General features: G+C 72.5%; 16 protein-coding genes. 9 read left to right on the forward strand and 7 right to left on the reverse strand.

The features are described 5' to 3' along the window. Positions 1 to 547: 547 nt before the first annotated feature. Positions 548 to 1,993: an SGNH/GDSL hydrolase family protein gene (locus tag OYE22_RS16230; RefSeq protein ID WP_277321075.1), complete on the forward strand. Its 1,446-nt coding sequence runs from the start codon at positions 548 to 550 to the stop codon at positions 1,991 to 1,993. A gap of 266 nt (positions 1,994 to 2,259) precedes the next feature. Here OYE22_RS16230 and OYE22_RS16235 read toward each other — a convergent pair whose 3' ends face one another. Then, positions 2,260 to 2,733 carry a GNAT family N-acetyltransferase gene (locus tag OYE22_RS16235; RefSeq protein WP_277321076.1) on the reverse strand — a complete coding sequence of 158 codons (474 nt, stop codon included), beginning with the start codon at positions 2,731 to 2,733 and terminating at the stop codon, positions 2,260 to 2,262. 21 nt (positions 2,734 to 2,754) lie between these two features. Further along, positions 2,755 to 3,171, reverse strand: a complete 417-nt coding sequence (locus tag OYE22_RS16240; RefSeq protein ID WP_277324164.1) for a MarR family transcriptional regulator — start codon at positions 3,169 to 3,171, stop codon at positions 2,755 to 2,757. 397 nt (positions 3,172 to 3,568) lie between these two features. Here OYE22_RS16240 and OYE22_RS16245 point away from each other — a divergent pair, with 397 nt between their 5' ends. Then, positions 3,569 to 4,867, forward strand: a complete 1,299-nt coding sequence (locus tag OYE22_RS16245) for an MFS transporter (RefSeq protein ID WP_277321077.1) — start codon at positions 3,569 to 3,571, stop codon at positions 4,865 to 4,867. Here the strand turns inward: OYE22_RS16245 and OYE22_RS16250 are convergent. Continuing rightward, positions 4,857 to 5,360, reverse strand: a complete 504-nt coding sequence (locus OYE22_RS16250; protein ID WP_277321078.1) for a DUF2269 domain-containing protein — start codon at positions 5,358 to 5,360, stop codon at positions 4,857 to 4,859. The genes OYE22_RS16245 and OYE22_RS16250 overlap by 11 nt on opposite strands. Positions 5,361 to 5,675: 315 nt before the next feature. On the opposite strand from OYE22_RS16250, the gene OYE22_RS16255 reads away from it, so the two are divergent. The 3 genes from OYE22_RS16255 to OYE22_RS16265 all read left to right on the forward strand — a co-directional run bounded on the left by OYE22_RS16255 (position 5,676) and on the right by OYE22_RS16265 (position 11,136). Beyond that, positions 5,676 to 6,317, forward strand: coding sequence for an HAD-IB family phosphatase (locus OYE22_RS16255; RefSeq protein ID WP_277321079.1), 642 nt, complete (start codon positions 5,676 to 5,678; stop codon positions 6,315 to 6,317). A gap of 1,062 nt (positions 6,318 to 7,379) precedes the next feature. Then, positions 7,380 to 9,032, forward strand: coding sequence for a globin domain-containing protein (locus OYE22_RS16260; RefSeq protein ID WP_277324165.1), 1,653 nt, complete (start codon positions 7,380 to 7,382; stop codon positions 9,030 to 9,032). Positions 9,033 to 9,258: 226 nt separating this feature from the next. Further along, positions 9,259 to 11,136 carry a pyridoxamine 5'-phosphate oxidase family protein gene (locus tag OYE22_RS16265; protein WP_277321080.1) on the forward strand — a complete coding sequence of 626 codons (1,878 nt, stop codon included), beginning with the start codon at positions 9,259 to 9,261 and terminating at the stop codon, positions 11,134 to 11,136. An 81-nt stretch (positions 11,137 to 11,217) separates the two neighbouring features. On the opposite strand, the gene OYE22_RS16270 is transcribed toward OYE22_RS16265, so the two are convergent. From OYE22_RS16270 to OYE22_RS16285, 4 genes are all read right to left on the reverse strand, one after another. Next, complete coding sequence (locus OYE22_RS16270; protein ID WP_277321081.1) at positions 11,218 to 11,742, reverse strand: NUDIX hydrolase; 525 nt, start codon at positions 11,740 to 11,742, stop codon at positions 11,218 to 11,220. 212 nt (positions 11,743 to 11,954) lie between these two features. Then, a complete protein-coding gene (locus OYE22_RS16275; RefSeq protein ID WP_277321082.1) occupies positions 11,955 to 12,860 on the reverse strand; it encodes a LysR family transcriptional regulator in 906 nt (301 codons plus the stop codon). Between the two features lie 407 nt (positions 12,861 to 13,267). Beyond that, entirely contained in the window at positions 13,268 to 14,518 is a 1,251-nt protein-coding gene (locus OYE22_RS16280) for a cystathionine gamma-lyase (protein ID WP_277321083.1), read from the reverse strand. A 251-nt stretch (positions 14,519 to 14,769) separates the two neighbouring features. Next, a complete protein-coding gene (locus tag OYE22_RS16285) occupies positions 14,770 to 15,147 on the reverse strand; it encodes a phage holin family protein (protein ID WP_277321084.1) in 378 nt (125 codons plus the stop codon). A gap of 43 nt (positions 15,148 to 15,190) precedes the next feature. Between OYE22_RS16285 and OYE22_RS16290 the strand changes: the two genes are divergently transcribed. The 4 genes from OYE22_RS16290 (at position 15,191) to OYE22_RS16305 (ending at position 17,919) form a co-directional block, all read left to right on the forward strand. Beyond that, the gene (locus tag OYE22_RS16290; RefSeq protein ID WP_277321085.1) at positions 15,191 to 15,508 is read left to right on the forward strand and encodes a cupin domain-containing protein; all 318 of its coding nucleotides are present in this window, start codon (positions 15,191 to 15,193) and stop codon (positions 15,506 to 15,508) included. 475 nt (positions 15,509 to 15,983) lie between these two features. Further along, positions 15,984 to 16,205, forward strand: a complete 222-nt coding sequence (locus OYE22_RS16295; RefSeq protein WP_187060337.1) for a DUF5326 family protein — start codon at positions 15,984 to 15,986, stop codon at positions 16,203 to 16,205. A gap of 364 nt (positions 16,206 to 16,569) precedes the next feature. Continuing rightward, complete coding sequence (locus tag OYE22_RS16300) at positions 16,570 to 17,379, forward strand: helix-turn-helix domain-containing protein (RefSeq protein WP_277324166.1); 810 nt, start codon at positions 16,570 to 16,572, stop codon at positions 17,377 to 17,379. Positions 17,380 to 17,481: 102 nt separating this feature from the next. Next, entirely contained in the window at positions 17,482 to 17,919 is a 438-nt protein-coding gene (locus OYE22_RS16305; protein ID WP_187060338.1) for an SsgA family sporulation/cell division regulator, read from the forward strand. Positions 17,920 to 17,928 lie beyond the last annotated feature (9 nt).

Raw genomic sequence — 17,928 nt, forward strand, 5'->3', positions numbered from 1 at the left:
GGCTACTGCCTGACGGCCTGAAACCCGAGGTAGTGCGCGACCATCCTGCCCCCGCCCGCCGCCCGCCGGCGCACTTCACCGGCCACCAAGGTCCGCACGACACGGGGGCCACACGCCCCACCCGATCGCGCACAGCACCCCAACCGCAGGCCCACAGACCCACAGACCCGCAGGTCCATAGGCCATAGGCCCACAGACCCGCAGTCGTCCACCCCGCCGCCAACCGCCACGGCGGGGTGGACGCGGTCAGAGGTGCACCTGACCACAGACGCACCCGGCAAGAGACGCGCCCGGAAAGAGACGCACCGGGCCAGAGACGCACCGCGCCAGGGAACCCCTTCGCAGGTCAGAGCCTTGCCCGTAAGAGGGGCGCGCAGCCTGACCCTGGCGGTGGTACGCACCGCATGCGTACGCACGGCCGTCCTACGCGCCGGCGGTGGCTGGGTGGCGCGCCCGGCGCACCACAGGCTGTTCTCCAGGCGGCTCGCGAGGCCACCGCGGACCCACCGCACTCGCGCCGCGCCCCATTCCCACCAGGAGGACAGCCATGCGTACCGCGTCGTCGCGCCTTGCCATCTCGCTCGTCGCACTCACCGCCGTACTCGCCACATCGGGCGTGGCCGGCGCCCGCCCCCGGGCCACGGCCTCGCCGCAGACATCCCCCGGCTCGTCCGATACGGATCGCGCTCGGGCGGCCACGACCTGGTCGGCGGGGTGGGCGGCGCCCGTGCAGCGGCCGAGCGCCGGCTTCGAGGAGAACTGGTCCGAAGCGGGCTTCGACCGCCAGACCGTGCGCCAGGTCGTGCGGGTCACCGACGGTGGGAGCGCGGCGCGGATCAAGCTCTCCAACCGCTACGGCGACCAGCCGCTCAGGATCTCCGGTGCGACCATCGCGCGCAGTGCCGGCGGCGCTGCCGTGCGGCCCGAGACCCTGCGGAAGCTGACGTTCGGCAACCGTCCGTCGGTGACGATCCCGGCCGGTGGCGAGGGCGCGAGCGACGCGGCCCCGCTGCGGGTCAGCGCCTTCGACACGGTGACCGTGACGCTGTACTTCGCCGAGCCCACCGGCCCCGCGACCTTCCACGCGCAGGCGTACGCCCACAGCTACCGCGCGTCGGGCGATCACCGAGGAGACCGCACCGGCTCCGCCTTCCGCGAGCGCACCCGCTCCTGGTACTACCTCTCCGACGTCGAGCTGACCGGCGCCCGATCGCCGCACGCGCCGCACTCAGGGCGAGTGGCCGGGCGGGCGCAGACAGCGGCTTCGGCCCATTCAGCATCCGCGGCCCGGGCGGGTGGCGGTACCGGACTCGAGGGCCACGGCCCCGGCGACGCGTCGCGGCCCGGCGCGGCCCGGAGGGGAGCCGTGGTCGCGTTCGGCGATTCGATCACCGACGGGTTCGGCTCCACCGTGGACGCCGACAAGCGTTACCCGGACCAGCTCGCCGAGCGGCTGTCGGCCGCCGGCCGAGCGCGCCCGGTGCTCAACGCGGGGATCGGTGGAAACCTGCTGCTCAACGACTCGGCCTGGTACGGGGACCGGGCCCTTGACCGCTTCCAACGGGACGTGCTGGACAAGCCCGGGGTGAGTTCGGTGATCGTCTTCGAGGGGCTCAACGACATCGGTTTCAGCGAGGTGGACCTGCCCACCTACAAGCCGAATCCGCAACTTTCCGCCACAGAACTGATCGACGGATACCGCGAGTTGATCGCCCGAGCCCGTGCCAAGGGGGTGCGCGTGGTGGGCGCGACGATCCTGCCGTTCAAGGGGGCGGAGTACCACACGCCACGTGCCGAAGCGAAGCGACAGCAGATCAACACGTGGATACGCACGTCAGGCGAGTTCGACGCGTACGTCGACTTCGCCGCCGCGCTGGCCGACCCGGCGGACCCGCTGGCGCTCAACCCCGCGTACGACAGCGGCGACCACAAGCACCCGAACGACGCCGGCTACCGCGCCATGGCCGAGGCGATCGATCTCGACGCCATCTGAACAGCCGCGACCGCTCTGTCTGAACAGTCGCGACCGCTCTTTTACGCCTCGCCGCCCGTCCGTCCATCCATCCATACCGATCGCCCACGGGCTCCCAGAGTTCTGCTTCGGCCCGCCGTCCAGACGGCGGGCCGAAGCCCGTGCCCGTCCCGGCCCTTCCCGATCCGTCCCCGTCCGGCCCGACCGCCGCACCGCACGCCCATGGGCTCGTTCGGACCCGACCCGACCCGACCCGACCCGACCCGTTTCGGACCGTTGCCGACTGTTCAGAGTTGCAACTTGAACCCGAGGTGGGACGCCTCGAAGCCGAGCCGCTCGTAGAAGCGGTGCGCGTCGATGCGCGTCGCGTCCGAGGTGAGCTGCACCAACTGGCAGCCCGCACGGCGCGACTCGTCGATCGCCCACTCGATCATCTGGGTGCCGAGCCCGCTGCCGCGCTCGTCACCGTGGACGCGCACCCCCTCGATGATCGAGCGGGTCGCCCCGCGCCGCGACAGGCCGGGGATGAAGGTGAGTTGCAGCGTGCCTACCAGGCGACCGTCGCGGACAGCCGCGAGCAGCCACTGGTTGGGGTCGGCGGCGATCCGCTCGAAGGCCGCCTGGTAGGGCGTGAGGTCGCCGGGCGACTCGCGCTGGGCGCCGAGGGCGTCGTCGGCCAGCATCGCCACGATGGCGGGAATGTCCTCCGCCCGCGCCCGCCGAAACTCGACCGCCGCTCCGGACTGCTCGAAATCGCTCATGATCCGGAGGCTACGCCCCGGTCATACGGGTTTCGATGCCGGCCCCAGAGTACGGACAGCCGTGACCAAAGGCGCCAATTCGGGTCGCTTGGCGGCCTCCTGGAGGGCCTCTCGCAGCGCGGCGTCATGCACCGGCCGCGCCCGTTCCAGCAGCTTCCGGCCATCGTCGCTGACGTCCGTGTAGATGCCCCTGCGGTCGGTCGGGCAGAGGTAGCGGACCAGCAGGCCACGCTCCTCCAGCCGGCTGACCAGGCGCGTAGTGGCACTCTGGCTCAGTACGACGACGTCCGCGAGCTGGTTCATGCGCAGGTGGCCGCCCTCGCCGTCGTGCTGTTCGCTCAACACGTCGAGCACGGAGTACTCCCGCACGCTCAGCTCCGCCGCGGCCTCCAGCGCGCGCTCTATGTGCGCCTCAAGGCGGCTGTGCAGCGCGGACAGCGCGCACCAACTGTGAGCGAGGGCACGCCCGGGCGGCGCGGGCGGGTCGTCACGCCCGGCCTCCGGCGCGTGGCCCGATTCCCGCGCGTGAGCCGACTCCCCTTCCGAGGACGGGGAGCGCGGTGAGGTGTTGGCGGCCCCGGCCGGAGCCTGGTCCGTCCGCCGGGCGGCTGAAGTCGGGGTCTGTTCGCGGTCCGGGTCCCGGTCCTCGCCCTGGTCGGTTTTCTGCCGGTAATCCGTGGCCGAGCCGAGCTGGTGTGCCATGAGACGCCCCCTTCGGTGTCGTACGAACCAGGATAGGCCACCCGTGAAATAGCCAGCGCTTGCAATCATCCCGCGTCTGCAATTATTGTGTGTGCTCGTACCTGCTGCGCGCAACGTTCTGGAGGGTGCCGTTATGCCGCTCGCGCTCCTGGCCCTGGCCGTCGGTGCCTTTGGCATCGGCACGACCGAGTTCGTGATCATGGGGCTGCTCCCCGAGGTGTCGGACTCCTTCGGGGTGTCGATCCCGACCGCGGGCTTCGCGGTCACGGGGTACGCGCTGGGGGTCGTGGTCGGGGCGCCGTTCATGACGGCGATCGGCACGCGGCTGCCCCGCAAGCAGATGTTGCTGATGCTGATGGGTCTGTTCATCGCGGGCAATCTGCTCACCGCGCTGGCTCCGGCGTTCGGCGTGCTGCTCGTGGGCCGGGTGCTCGCCTCGTTCACGCACGGGGCGTTCTTCGGCGTCGGCTCCGTGGTCGCCACCGACCTGGTCGCCCCGAACAAGCGGGCCGGCGCCATCGCCAGCATGTTCATGGGGCTCACGCTCGCCAACGTCGTCGGCGCTCCTCCCGGCACGCTGATCGGTCAGCACGCGGGTTGGCGCGTCACCTTCTTCATCGTCGCGGGCCTCGGGGTGCTCGGCCTGCTCGGCATCGCCAAGCTGGTTCCGGCCCGCCCCGAGCCGGCGACGCCCGAGCTGCGCAAGGAGTTCGGCGCCTTCCGTAACCCGCAGGTCTGGCTCGCCATGACGATGACGGTGCTGGGCTTCGGCGGGGTGTTCGCGGCCATCACCTACGTCACGCCGATGATGACGGAGACGGCGGGCTTCGCCGAGTCCAGCGTGATGTGGCTGCTCGCCCTCTTCGGCGTCGGCATGGTCGCCGGCAACGTGATCGGGGGCCGGTACGCCGACCGTCACGCGATGCCGCTGCTCTACGCGAGCCTCGTCGGTCTCGCCACGGTGCTCGGACTGTTCACCCTCACCGCCCACCACAAGGTCTTCGCGGCGATCACCCTCATGCTGATCGGCCTCTTCGGCTTCGCGACCGTGCCGCCGCTCCAGAAGCGGGTCATGGACCACGCCGCCGAGGCTCCCACGGTGGCGTCGGCGGCCAACATCGCCGCCTTCAACCTCGGCAACGCTCTGGCCGCGTGGCTCGGCGGGCTCGTCATATCCGCCGGCTTCGGGTACACGGCGCCCAACGTGGTCGGCGTGGGCCTGGCGCTGTCGGCCCTGGGCGTGGCGGTCTTCGCGGCCTGGCTGGAGCGCCGGCAGGAGGGCGAGCCCCCGGCCGCGCGGAGCCGAGTCGTGCGGACCGGCGGGCCGGCCACAGCCGGCACGGAGGCCGGAGCCGCCGGGGTGGGCGACCCCACCGTGCGGGCGTCGGCGGGCGACGTGACGCCGCAGTCGGCGGCGGACCTCACGACCTGACACGCCGGTGCCGGCGGCCCCTGGCCGTCAGCCCCCAGGGCTTGAGCACGGAGATGGCCGTGATGAACACGTAGGTGGCCAGGGCCACCGCGGGCGGGATGATCACGTCGACCGGGTTCGCGACGTGGCCACCGGCCACCGCCTGGGCCGCCGCCTCGTTGATGTGGCCCCGCAGGGCGAAGGCGGACAGCCCGGCGGTGACGAGGTTCAGCCAGAACTTCGTGTAGACCCAGCGGTGCCGAGCCAGCCCCCAGGGTGTGCCCAGCGCGAGTACCAGTCCACTGACCAGGGCCAACAGGCTCAGCGGAATCACCAGCCAATCGCCGAAGACCTTCATCGCCCGGTACGCGGCCTCGGCGGCCTCCGCCGAGTCGGCGGCCGCCCCCGCGACGGCGAGGGCGAGCAGTCCGCACGTCACCCCGAGCCAGCCGACGGAGACGACGACATGGACGACGAGAACGGCACGACGGGTGGGTCTGGTGAGCTGACGCATGTCCCTCACGGTGCCGTGGCCAGCCCCGCGCGGCGTCACACGGCGGGAGTATCCACGGGGCCTCCACGGGGAGCAGTCCGCCCGCCACCACCACCGCCCCGAACCGAGCGGCCCGTGGCCAGCGAGGCCGGGTGCGATACGCCTGCCACGCGGACGGGGACGGGGACGGGCGGGGAGCCAGGAGGAACAGACAGCGGGGCACGAGGGGGCGGCCAGGGAGACGCACGAGGGAGCGGCCAGCGAGACGTACGAGGGGACGGCCAAGGGGACAAGGGGGCGATGCCGTGGGCCGCGGTGCGCTTACGCTCGACAGACATGACCAGACTTCACCTGTTCGACCTCGACGGAACGCTGATGTACGGGTCGGCCGCGCCCATCGAGATCTCTCGACAACTGGGCCTTGAGCAGGAGATCGCCGACCTGGAGCGAGCGTTCGCGCGCCAGGTGCTGGGGCCGCCGGAGTTCGCCCTGCGCGTGCGCGAGTTGTGGACGGAGCTCACGGAGGCACAGGTGGCGCTCGCGTTCGAGGGGGCGCCATGGCTGGACGGAATACGCGAGGTATGGGCGGATATCACGGCACGCGGTGAACGGTGTGCGGTGATATCGCTGTCGCCGGACTTCTTCGTGCGACGCCTGCTGGAGTGGGGAGCACACGCGACCTACGGTTCGGTGTTTCCGGCCGTCCCCTTCCGAGAGCCGGTGCGGCCGGACGGCATTCTCAATCCGGCGGCCAAGGTGAAGATCGCGGATGAACTATGTGAGAGGTTCGGGGTGACGCGGTCGGAATGTGTGGCGTATGGAGACTCCATGTCGGACGCCGAGTTGTTCGCGGTGCTGCCGACATCCGTCGCGGTCAACGCCGACCGGCACCTGACGGGGATCGCCTCATATGCCTATGTGGGGCGCGATCTGCGCGACGCGTACGAATTGACCAGCAACCGCCGTCCCTTGCCCTGATAAGACGGACATAAGGGCCGGCCGGCACGGGGCTTGTGCATTCAACCGGGGCGGGTATGGTCAACCCCGTTCGAACGCAAGAACGCCATCGGCACCCCCCGGGGGGTACACCGGTGAGCCCAGCCTAGCGGGAACGGGAGTACGGGAACCGGGAGTTCAGGCTATTGCCGCGGGCCGTGCGCGAGGGGTGTCACGCTGGCCGACGAAGCGCCACGCACCAGGGCGTATCACCGCTCGGGTCACAGAGCGCTGAGTGTGACGGCCGGCGGGGGGCAGGCGGTACGCGTGAGAGGTCCGAGGCACGGTTCGGGAACTGGTCCCGCGCGATATGCGTGAAATGTCACGGGGCCGTAATGCGAGTGGGCGGCGTGGACCGCTCACCGTACGTGTGTCGCTGAACAAGGGGTCCCGCGACGGGGAGGGAGCAGGGGCGGGCGGGACCGAGATGGCGTGTGGTGTTGGTGGCCCGCCGTGACGGCGGGTGAGGCCGCACGGCGAAGACTGACAGCGACGCAGACTGACGAAGTCCGGCAGAGAGATGTTCGAGGCGAGGCAACCATGAACGCTCCGACCACCACGTCAGCCGACGACAGCGAGTCCGGTGGTTCTGGCGACACCCATGGCGAGAACCGTGAACGAGGCTGGTTCACTCCGACCAGGCAGGTAGCCGACGCGCCCGCCCGTGGCCAGCGCGGCCCGGCGAGCGCGCACTCGGCGAGCGGTCCGGACGACGGGGCCGCGCCGCGCGCGGCGGCCGAGGCCGAGGGCGCGCGAGCCCGCGGCCGTTCCGTGGCGGCCATCAGGCCGGTGGGTCGCGGGGCGAACCAGGGTGCCCCGTCGCCCGCGCCACGCCCCGGCTCGTACGAGACACCCGCGGCACAGCAGCAGCGGGAGCACCAGCGCGCCGCCGAGCCGCACCAGCGCGGTGCGGCGGCCGGCGCGCCGGCGAGCCCGACCCACCCCAGCTCTCCCGGGTACCCCGACACGGGCTCGTCCGCGTCCCCCACGGCGTCGTCGACGCCCGCCGGGCGCGACGTACGCCGGTCCGAATCGGTGCCCGCGATGCGCCCCGCGCCGGAAGCGGAGGCGATCACCGCCGGTTCCGCTCAGCGCTCCGCGCCCGTGCCCGCCGCCGGACGGGCCGCGTCCGTGCCCGCCGCCGATGCCCCGCTGGCCCCCGCGAGCCGCGCTGCCGGCCTCGCGCCCGCCCCCGAGCGGGTGGCGGCCCCTTCGCTCACCACCCCCACCGCGCCTGCCGACCACCCCACCGCACCGGCCGGTGAGCCGCGCGCGGCGGCGAGTACGGGGATGGCGGTAGGAGCTGGTCAGACAGGTCTCGACGGCCTGCGGCCGGTGCCGGCGCGCGGTCCTGGCGGTGGCCCGGACGGGAACCGCTCCCCCGATGCCGCCCGCTACACCGGCGGTGCCGACATCGTCCCGCGCGCCGCCGCGGTGCCGCCGCCCGGCGCCGGGGAGTCAGGGCCCGGTTCGCCGCTGAGCCGCCCGGGCTTCGGTTCGCCGCTCGACGCGGAGCCGGCCGGCCACGCCGCACGCCCGGCGGGGGCGTTCGCGGACCTGCCGGAGAGCACGTCAGCCGACACCCAGCTCATCCGGCGCACGCTGTCCGAGATCGAGCCCATCTCGGACAAGGTCACCTCGTACTTCTACGCGCTCCTCTTCCTCAACCACCCGGAGCTGCGGGAGATGTTCCCGGCGGCCATGGACGCGCAGCGCGACCGGCTGTTCAAGGCGCTGCTCACGTCCGCGCGCCACGCCGACGAGCCGGCGCTCCTTGAGGAGTACCTCACGCACCTCGGCCGGGGCCACCGCAAGTACGGCACGCAGCCGGAGCACTACCCGGCGGTGGGCGAGAGCCTGCTCGGGGCGCTGGCCCGGTACGCGCCGAACACCTGGGGTGAGGCGGCGGAGGCCGCGTGGGTACGGGCGTACACCACGATCTCGCAGACGATGATCGACGCCGCGGCCGAGAACGAGCTGCACGCGCCGGCCTGGTGGCAGGCCGAGATCGTGCGCCACGAGCTGCGCACGCCCGACATCGCGGTGGTCACGGTGCGCCCCGACCAGCCGTACCCGTTCCGCGCCGGCCAGTACACGAGCCTGGAGACGCCCTGGTGGCCACGGGTGTGGCGGCACTACTCGTTCGCGTCGGCACCGCGATCGGACGGGCTGTTGTCGTTCCACGTCAAGGCCGTTCCGGCCGGTTGGGTCTCCACATCGCTGGTGCACCACGCCAACCCGGGTGACGTGATCAAGCTCGGCGCGCCCGCCGGCTCGATGGTGGTCGACCACGAGACGGACAACGGGCTGCTGTGCCTCGGCGGCGGAACCGGCATCGCACCGATCAAGGCGCTCGTCGAAGACGTCGCCGTGCACGGCAGACAGCGCCCGGTCGAGGTCTTCTACGGCGCCCGCAGCGACCACGACCTCTACGACATCGAGACCATGACGCGCCTTGAGCGCGAACATCCGTGGCTTTCGGTGCGCCCCGTCATATCGGACGGACCCACCAGCGGACTGCGCGGACCGCTTCCCGACGCGGTGCGGAAGTACGGGCCGTGGAACGCCTTCGACGCCTATCTCTCGGGACCGCCCGGGTTGATTCGCAGCGGCGTTAGCACCCTGCGCGGCATCGGAATACCGCGGCACCGCATCCGCCACGACTCGCTTGAGGAACTGGTGGGGGCGCTCGACTAGCCGACGGGCGCGCGATGGCGCCTGGGGCGGTAAGGGCGGGGGGACGAGGAGCGAATGAGGACTCGAAACTGTGGAATACGTGGAGACCGGTCCGGAACGCACCGCTGAGGGCACACCGGACCATCGGCGAGAAACCGCGCCCGACGTGGAACGCCGCACGCACGCGGAATCCGATCGGGACGCCCACGGCCAGCCCGAACAGGCGTGGGGTAGTCGAGGGGAGCGCGTGCTGCAGGAACGGCTCGGCAGTGAGGAAAGGGCCGAGCGGTTTTACGACGAGCAGATGCTCGGCCACCTCAACGCGCGCATGCGGGAGTTCGTGCGGCGCCAGGAAATGTTCTTCCTGGCGACCTCGGATGGCAAGGGTGAATGCGACAACACGTTCCGGGCCGGATCTCCGGGATTCCTCCAGGTGTTGGACGACCGTACCGTCGCCTATCCCGAATACCGGGGAAACGGCGTCTTCGCGAGCCTCGGAAACATCGAGGAGAATCCGCACGTGGCCCTGCTGTTGCTGGATTTCCAGCAGGACCGGATCGGCCTGCACATCAACGGTCGGGCCCGGGTGGTCGCGGACGACGACATGCGAGCCGAGCGCCCGTCCCTGCCGGTCGACCCGGTGCCCGGCCGGCGGGCCGTGGTGTGGGTCGAGGTGACCGTCGACGAGGCGTACGTGCACTGCTCGAAGCACATCCCGCACCTGGCCAAGGTGGAGCGCGCGCCGCACGGCGAGGGGCGGGCCTGGGGCACGGACGACAACCGGCGCAAGGGCGGCGACTACTTCGGTACGGCCGCCGCCGCGCGCGCCCGTCGCGGCCAGGACCGTCGCGGGCCGGGCCGGGGCCGCAAGCAGGACCCGCGCCCGGCCTCCGCCGGCCGCGCGCCGGAGCCCCACCCCCAGGCGTCCCACGCCTCGCGGGTCTCTCACCAGCACCAGCAGCAATCCCAGGCGCCCGCGTCGCTCGGAGCCGAGGCCCGGACGCCCGCTCATCAGCAACCCCAAGACCAGCCGCCCGCCCAGCAACAGCCTCAGCACCAGTTTCAACACTCGGGCCAGTCACAACACCCGGACCAGCCCCCACACGCGGACCAGCCCTCACACCAGGGCCAGCACCAGCACCCGCCAGCCGTTGCGGAGCAACCCTGGGACCAGTACGCCGAGCGGTGGCAACCACCGGGCCAGGACGAGCCCGCCGACCGGCAGCAGAGCCGCGACCAACCTCTCGACCAGCGACAACCCTGGGAACCGGCCGACTTCTCGCAGGGGGCGTGGGACCGGCCCACCGCCCAGTTGTCCCGGAGTCAACTCGCCGGCCAGTGGCGACCACAAGATCAGGTCCCCGGTCGGTCGGCGGCCGAGCCCACCACGACGTCCTCACCCGAGACCCCCCGTGGCCGGGACAACCGGGACGACCTCCCGCCCGCGCCGCCAACCCCGCTCGACGCGCGACACTGGGACGCCCCCGCGTCCGGCACCCCCGAGGCCACGGGCTGGCCCCCGCCCCCACCGCTCCCGAGCGACCCACCGTCCCCGAGCGACCCATCCCTCCCGGCCGATCCCCTCCTCGCGGCCGGCCCCCCGTCGCCACCCTGGCCCCCGGCCCTGCCGTCGCCCGCGGCCGACGCGCTGGCACCGCCGCAGCCCCCGTACCTGCCTCAGCCGCCACCCCTGCCCCAACCTGCACCCCTGCCTCAACCCCCGCTGCTGCCAGAGCCGCCGGCCGGAACGCCGAACCTGTCCGTGCCGGCGATCGGTGCGGACCCGGACCAGCGGCGGGAGCGCGGTCCGAGCGAGGGGCAGAGCGAGGGGCAGGCGGTCTGGGACGAGGGTCGGCGATGGCACGGGGACCAGGACCGCCAGGTGTGGCAGGAGACGGTGGAGCGGGTGCTGGACCGCGCGCGGCAGCCACTCGCGGCCGAAGAGGGAGAGCAAGAGCCGTTCGCGGGCTGGTTCGTCGAGCCGCACTCCGGCCCCAAGCCTCCTCTCAGCGCCCCCCGACCCGCGACGGACGACTCCCCGGCACCCTCGTTGCTATCCGGCACATCCGACATATGCGAGCCACCCCACACCGGCCCGCGCCCATCGGGCCCACACCCCGCCTAGCCTCCGAGGGGAGAAACCAAGGGCCGCGGCAGCCCGAGAAACGCCAGCCGAGGCGAGAAACGCCAACCAGGGCGAGGGGCGTCAGCCGAGGTCGCCGGCGAGCAGCGCCCGTACGCCCTCGATGTTGGCGTCGAGGTAGTCGCGGAGCGACGGCGGCACCACTCCCACCGAGGCGATGCCTTCACGGGTGAACGGCACCCGCACCACCTCGTACTCGCCGCGGGGGGCGTCCACCTCGGGGCCGTGCCGCCTGCTGAGGTCCATCGAGGCGAGCCGGCAGGCGAAGAAGTGCTGGACCTTGACGCCCTCGTCGGGAACGCCCTGTTCGGGGAGGGTGTCGCGGGCCGCGTCGATCGGCACGGTGTCCACGAACGCGGGCACCACGTCGGTCACCTTGGCGCCGAGTTCCTCGTCCATCTCGCGGTGCAGGGCGTCGATGACCGTCGGGTCCTCGGGCTCCACGCCACCGCCCGGCGTGATCCAGTACGGGGCCTCGCCGGGCTTGGTCCGCTTGATCAGGACGAGTTGGGGCGTGGCGTCGGCGTCGAGGTCGCCGTCGAGCAGGATGGCGCGGGCGGTGCGCTTGACCACAGGCCGTTCGGTCATAGGGGAGGTCTGCCGCGCGCGCCGCCTCGCGAAACCCCTCGCGGCCTGGTAGAAGCCCCCACACCGGCGCCCGCCGCGTTCTCCGCTCCCCCGCCCGCTCCTGCCGCCGGTCAGCCATCCACCGCTCGCGCACGGCACCGCGTACCAGCCGGCCCGCCAGCGGCCCGCCGGCCCACTCGCCAGCCGGCCCCCCGATCAACTCACCTACCGGCTCACCAGTCGACGGCGGCGCGGAGCAGCCACTCGTGGGCGCGGGCGAGGTGCGGGGCCGGCGAGCCGGTGCGCTTGACCAGGAAGTACGTGCGCAGGGGCGGCACCGGTGGGTCGATGAGCGACACCACCTCGCCCTTGTCCAACGCCTCCATGCACAGGTAGCGCGGCAGGACGGCCACCCCCGAGCCCGCCATCACGCAGGCGAGCACGGCCCGCAGGTCGGGCGCGATGATCGTGGCGGAGGCGGTGACGGGCGCGTCGAACACGGCCGCCCAGTACGAGGTGACCAGCGGCAGGCTCTCGTGCACCTCGACCATCGGCACCGGCTCCAGCGCGCGGTGCAGCACCGCGGGGCCGCCGCCCGCGCGCAGCAGGGACGCGCCGAGCCGGGCGGCCCAGCGCGGGGCGGCGACCAGTACGTGTTCCTCGTCGCACAGCGGCGTCGCGGTCAACAGCCGGCCGCGCGGCTGGACCGTGGTGATGGCCAGGTCGTACTGGTTGGCGGACAGGCCGGCGAACATCTCGTCGGCGGTGCCGAACGCGGCGCGGATGTCGAGGCCGTCCAGCGCGAGGTGGGCGAGCGCGGGCAGTACGCGCAGGGTGGTGAACTCCGGTGGCCCGCCGAGGTGCAACGTGCGCCGGGCGGTGACGTCCGCGCTGTCGGACTCGGTGATCTCCAGGAGCGCGTCGATGTGCGGCGCGGACCGCTGCGCGAGTTCGTCGGCGGCGCTGGTGGGGGTGACACCGCGGGCCTTGCGGATGAAGAGGGGACGCCCCAACTGGCGTTCCAGCGAACGGATCTGACCGGTGACCGCCGGCTGCGACAGACCGAGCAGGGTGGCCGCCCGGGTGAGCGAGCCGGCGCGGTAGACCGCGATGAACGTACGGAGCAGGGCCAGGTCCATCGATTCCCCTCAGCATTGGTCGCCCCGCCATACCCCAACTATAAATATGTCGATAGCTTCATGTCGCTAGGGTGATTGGACACTGACGCAGAGTCAACTAGCCTAGGTCGCGCGGTTCGATGAGCGTTGAACCGTGGCTGGCAGAGCCACGAGGGGGGAGGTTCTGCCAGCCTGCACCGCGTCCGGGCCACCCGCGCCCGAGCCCGCCCCGTGCGCCCACAACCCGAGCCCGCCGCGTTGAAGTGAGCTCCGACTCCCCGCGAGTCCGCCGCCCCCGCGCGTCCGCTACCTCCGCGCGACCGCCGCCCCGGGCACCCGCCTCCGCGCACCCCCCGGCGACAACCAGCGCCACGTCACCGCGCGCCCCCCGTGCGCCACCACACCCCCGCACCTCATAGCCGGCTCTCCTACGTCGCGGCCCCGTCGGCCGCCGCGTCCAGGGCCTGTCGTACGTCCGCGAGGAGGTCGGCCGTGTCCTCCACGCCGACCGAGAAGCGGATGAAGCCCTCCGGTACGTCGTCCCCGCCCCACCGCTCGCGCCGCTCGGCGGTCGACCGTACGCCGCCGAAGCTCGTCGCGTCGCTCACCAGGCGCAGGGCGGCCAGGAAGCGCTGGGCGTGGGCGCGGTCGGGGAGGGCGAAGGACACCACGCACCCGTAGCGGCCGTGCCGCATCTGCCGCTTCGCCACCTCGTGCGCGGGGTCCTGGGGCAGGCCGGGGTGGCGCACGCCGGTGACGTCGGGCCGGTCGAGCAGCAGGCGCGCCAGGGCCAGTGCGGTCACCGCCTGTCGGTCGACGCGGAGTTGGAGGGTGGCCAGCGAACGGTGGGCGAGCCAGGTCTCCATCGGGCCCGGAACGGCACCCACGCTCTTGCGCCAGGCCCGTACGCCGGCGGCCAGCTCCGGGGTGCGGCAGGTGACGTAGCCGAGCAGCAGATCGCCGTGGCCCGTGAGGGCCTTGGTGCCGCTGGCCAGCGAGAAGTCGGCGCCGAGCGCGAGAGGGCGCTGGCCGAGCGGCGTAGCCAACGTGTTGTCGACCGCCACCAGCGCGCCCCGCTCGTGGGCCGCCGAGGCCAGCCGCCGGACGTCGCAGACGTCCAGGCTCGGGTTGCACGGCGTCTCCAGCCACAGCAGCCGCGCCCCGTCCACGAGCGGGAGCTGCGCGTCGCCACCGGTGGGGGCGGTGCGCACGGTGACGCCGTAGCCGGTGAGCCGGTCGCGCAGCGCGTGCAGCAGGTGGTAGCCGTCGGAGGGCAGCACGACCGTGTCGCCCTGGCGTAGTTGCGAGAAGAGCACGGCCGACATCGCCGCGGCGCCGGAGGCGAAGACGACGGTCTCGGGTCGCGGCGGGGAGCCGGGGGCGGTCGGGCCCGCTTCGGCGGGGCACTCCAGTTCGGTGAGGGCCCGCTCAAGGAGCGTCCAGGTCGGGTTGGCGTCCCGGCCGTAGGTGTACGGGCCGTCCAGCGGGTCCGCGTCGCCGGGCAGGTGGAAGTGGGCGGCGAAGACGGGCCCGGGCAACGTCGGCTCGTACGCGGCCGGCTCGGGCAGCCCGGCCCGCACCGCGCGCGTGCCGTCGCCGCGCGCCTCGGCCCGCGCCTCACCGCGCGTTTCGGCCCGTGCCTCGGCTTGTGGAGTGCTCTCCTCAGACGGGTCGCCCATGGTCCGCTCCTTCCGTGCCCTCGCGAGGGCCGCTCGTGCGTCCGCCTCCTGCGGCGTGTGTTGCCTGCCTCCGGCCTCCGCGCCCGGCCAGGCGCTCCGACCCGCTCGGCGCCGCGCCAGGGAGCGGGTGCCGCGCGGCCCCGGGGCGGGCCACCGGGGGCGCGCCCACCGGGCCACCGGTCCGAGGGGTGGCCCGGGGGCGGCTTCCGGAGGGCCGTCGTCCGCGGGCTTCGCCTGACCGCGCCACGGGGTCAGTCCCGGTCGGGGAGGGCCGCGTTCAGGGCCCAGGAGACGATCGAGATGATCAGCGCGCCGACGAAGGCGGCACCGAAGCCATCCACGTGGAAGCTGAGGTCCATCGTGTCGGCCAGCCACGAGGTGAGCATCAGCATCAGCGCGTTCACGACCAGCGTGAACAGGCCAAGGGTGACCAGGAACAGCGGAAACGAGAGAAACTTCACCACCGGCTTGACGACGAAGTTCACCAGCCCGAAGAGCAGGGCCACCAGAATCAGGGTGACCGTCTTGCGGCCGGTGTTCTCGCCGGTCAAGGTGATGTCCTTGAGTAGCCAGATGGCGACCCACAGGGCCGCCGCGTTGGCGAGCGTCTTTACTACGAAATTCCTCATGGAAGCGATCGTTGCAGATGAGACAGCAAGGGGTGGAGAGGGCATGAAGGCGTTCCGGCTGGACGAGCTGGAGGCGGAGCGCGCCGCCAACGAGGGGGCGTACCTGCAGTTCCTGCGGGAGCGCAACATGTCCGTGGGGCTGTACGCGCTGGACGCGGGCAGCACCGATCCGCAGCAGCCGCACCGGCAGGACGAGGTGTACCTGGTGGTGAGCGGCCGCGCGGCGATCACCGTGGGCACGGAGACCACCCCGGTCGCGCGCGGCAGCGTCGTGTACGTGCCCGCCGGCGTGCCGCACAAGTTCCACCACATCTCGGAGGACCTGCGGGTCATGGTGGTCTTCTCGCCGCCCGAGAGCTGACCCGACGCGCCCGGCGCGGGGCGCGCACGGGCCGGGCGCGCACGGGCCGGGGCTTCCCGCCCCGCCCCCTGGCCGCCCCCGCCCGGTCGCCCGGCGGGTGCGTCCCCACGTACCCCGCCCGTCCTCGCGTTCCCCGGAGCCCCGCCGCCCGCGTCTCCCGGAGCGTCGCCCCGCGTCCCCCGGCCAGCGCCCCCGCCCCCGTCCGACCCGCCCGACCCTGACTGCCCCCGAGCCACGACCGCGGGCCCCCTCGCCCTGGCCCCACCAGGCCGGCGGCCCTCCGCCGGGTACCCGACGTAGCCCGTGGGTGCCAGACCGGGGCGGCGGACCCGTAGGGGACGGGTCAGGGGAGTACGGGGGCCGTCCGCGCCCCACGGGCCGCCGCGCCGCTCTAGCATCGGGAGTACGAGGGGGAGACCAGCGAAGCAGCGAGATCACGGGATCGAGCAGGGCGAACAGAAAGCAGGGAGCCATCGTGGCCGCGAAGCAGATACTCCAGGGCCTTCCGTGGTGGGTGAAGTGGGTCGTCGTGCCGCTTCTCGTCATCGTGGTCTTCGGCGGTCTGATCACCAGCGTCGTCGGCTTCGTGGCCTGGCTGTTGTTCCGGGCACTACTGCTGGTCGCCGTCATCGGCGGTCTGGTCTACGTGGTGCGCAAGTTCACGTCCTCCTCCCGGTCGTCGCGGGACGACTGGTAGGGACCACAGCACCCCTGGTGCAGACCTTCAACGGCGCGTTCTGGCCCCGTACATGACGCATTGCACGGCATCCCACCACTTACCTAACCAGAAGCCCATCTTCCGGTTAGAGTGCGGAAACGTTGCGGTCCGGCACGAGCCCCGACGGGGCGCGCGAGCCGGGTGACGCAGCGGTGGCGGGGGCGGCCCCCGCCCGGCGGGTGCGCGCCCGCCCGCAGCCCTGGGGGTGACTGTGGTGTCAGCAGGCACGAGACCGCCGCGCCGACCGGTCCACGAGACGGGAACGCACCCGCGTACGCGTGCGGCCGGCGAACCGCCTCCGCCCCGGCCGAAGGCGGCTCACACCCCCTCCGAACCGACGCTCATCAGCTCCGTCCAACGCGCGCTGCGCCTCCTGGAGGCCGTCGGCGCGCATGCGGACGGGGCGCCAGCCAAGCAGTTGGCGCGCGAGGCGGGCCTGCCGCTGCCGACCGCGTACCACCTGCTGCGCACCCTCGCCCACGAGGGCTACCTCCACCGTGAGAACGGCCTGTTCCGCTACGGCGACGCCGTCCGAAGGCTCGGCGCCGGCCGCGCGGGGTCGCCGGCGCTCCCCGACCAGCCGGGGCAGTCCGACCGTCAGCCCGACCGGCAGCTCAGCCAGCCCGGTGCGGGGCCGGGCCCGTCCGGCCGCGTCGCCCACATCGTCGCCGCGCTCGCCGGCGAACTCGGAGTGGCCGTCTACTTCGCCGTGTACCGCGAGGGTGAGGTGGACGTGCTCGCCACCGCCGACGCGCCCGGGGCGCCAGTGGTCGAAGAGTGGGCCGACTTCCGGCAGACCGCGCACGCGCACGCCATCGGTCAGTGCCTGCTGGCCCAGCTGGGCGAGGCCGAGCGGGCCGACCACTTCGCGCGCTACCCGGTGCGGGCCCTCACCCCGTACTCGGTGCGTGACGAGGCAGGATTCCACCGCCGGTGCGCCGCGAGACGGCCCCTTCAGCCCGTCTGCGAACGCGAGGAGTACGCGCTCGGCACGGTCTGCGCGGCCCTCCCCCTGATAGTCGGCGAGACGGCGGCGACCTTGGCGGTTTCCACCCCCCTGGCCAGAGCGGAACGACTCCGCCCCGCTGTCGATTCGCTACGCTCCAGAGTCGGAGCGCTTATCGGCTCCCTGTCGTTCTCTATCAGTATCTGAAAACTCACTCCTTGTGATCCGCTGAGTGTTAGCGGACGATGGCGTCAAGAGGGCCAGGTTGGCTGAAACCTGGCCATTCCCACCGACTCGGGGCGGCGAACGATGCGTGACACAGTCCAGGCAGAGGTGACGATGACCTTCCTCGTCTCGGAGGAGCTCTCCTTCCGCATTCCGGTCGATCTCGGCTACGACAAGGCCGATCCGTACGCGGTGCGGTTCACCTTCCACCTTCCCGGCGATGCCCCCGTGAGCTGGGCCTTCGCCCGGGAGTTGCTCCTCGACGGGCTCTGCGGGCCCATCGGCGAGGGCGACGTGCACATCTGCCCAACTGGCCCGGACGAACTCTCGGATGTGCTGATCCGGCTCCAAGTCGGCGCCGAGGGAGCCCTGTTCCGGGTCGGCGCGGCACCGCTGGTGGCCTTCCTGGACCGGACGGACCGACTGGTTCCGTTCGGTTGCGAGGAGGAGGCGAGCGACCCGGCCTGCAGCCTGGACGCGGTGTTGGACCGCATCCTGGCGGGGGACCGTTACGCAGGGTGAGATGGGCGC

This window comes from Streptomyces sp. 71268 (assembly GCF_029392895.1).
In the GTDB taxonomy this organism is placed as follows: domain Bacteria; phylum Actinomycetota; class Actinomycetes; order Streptomycetales; family Streptomycetaceae; genus Streptomyces.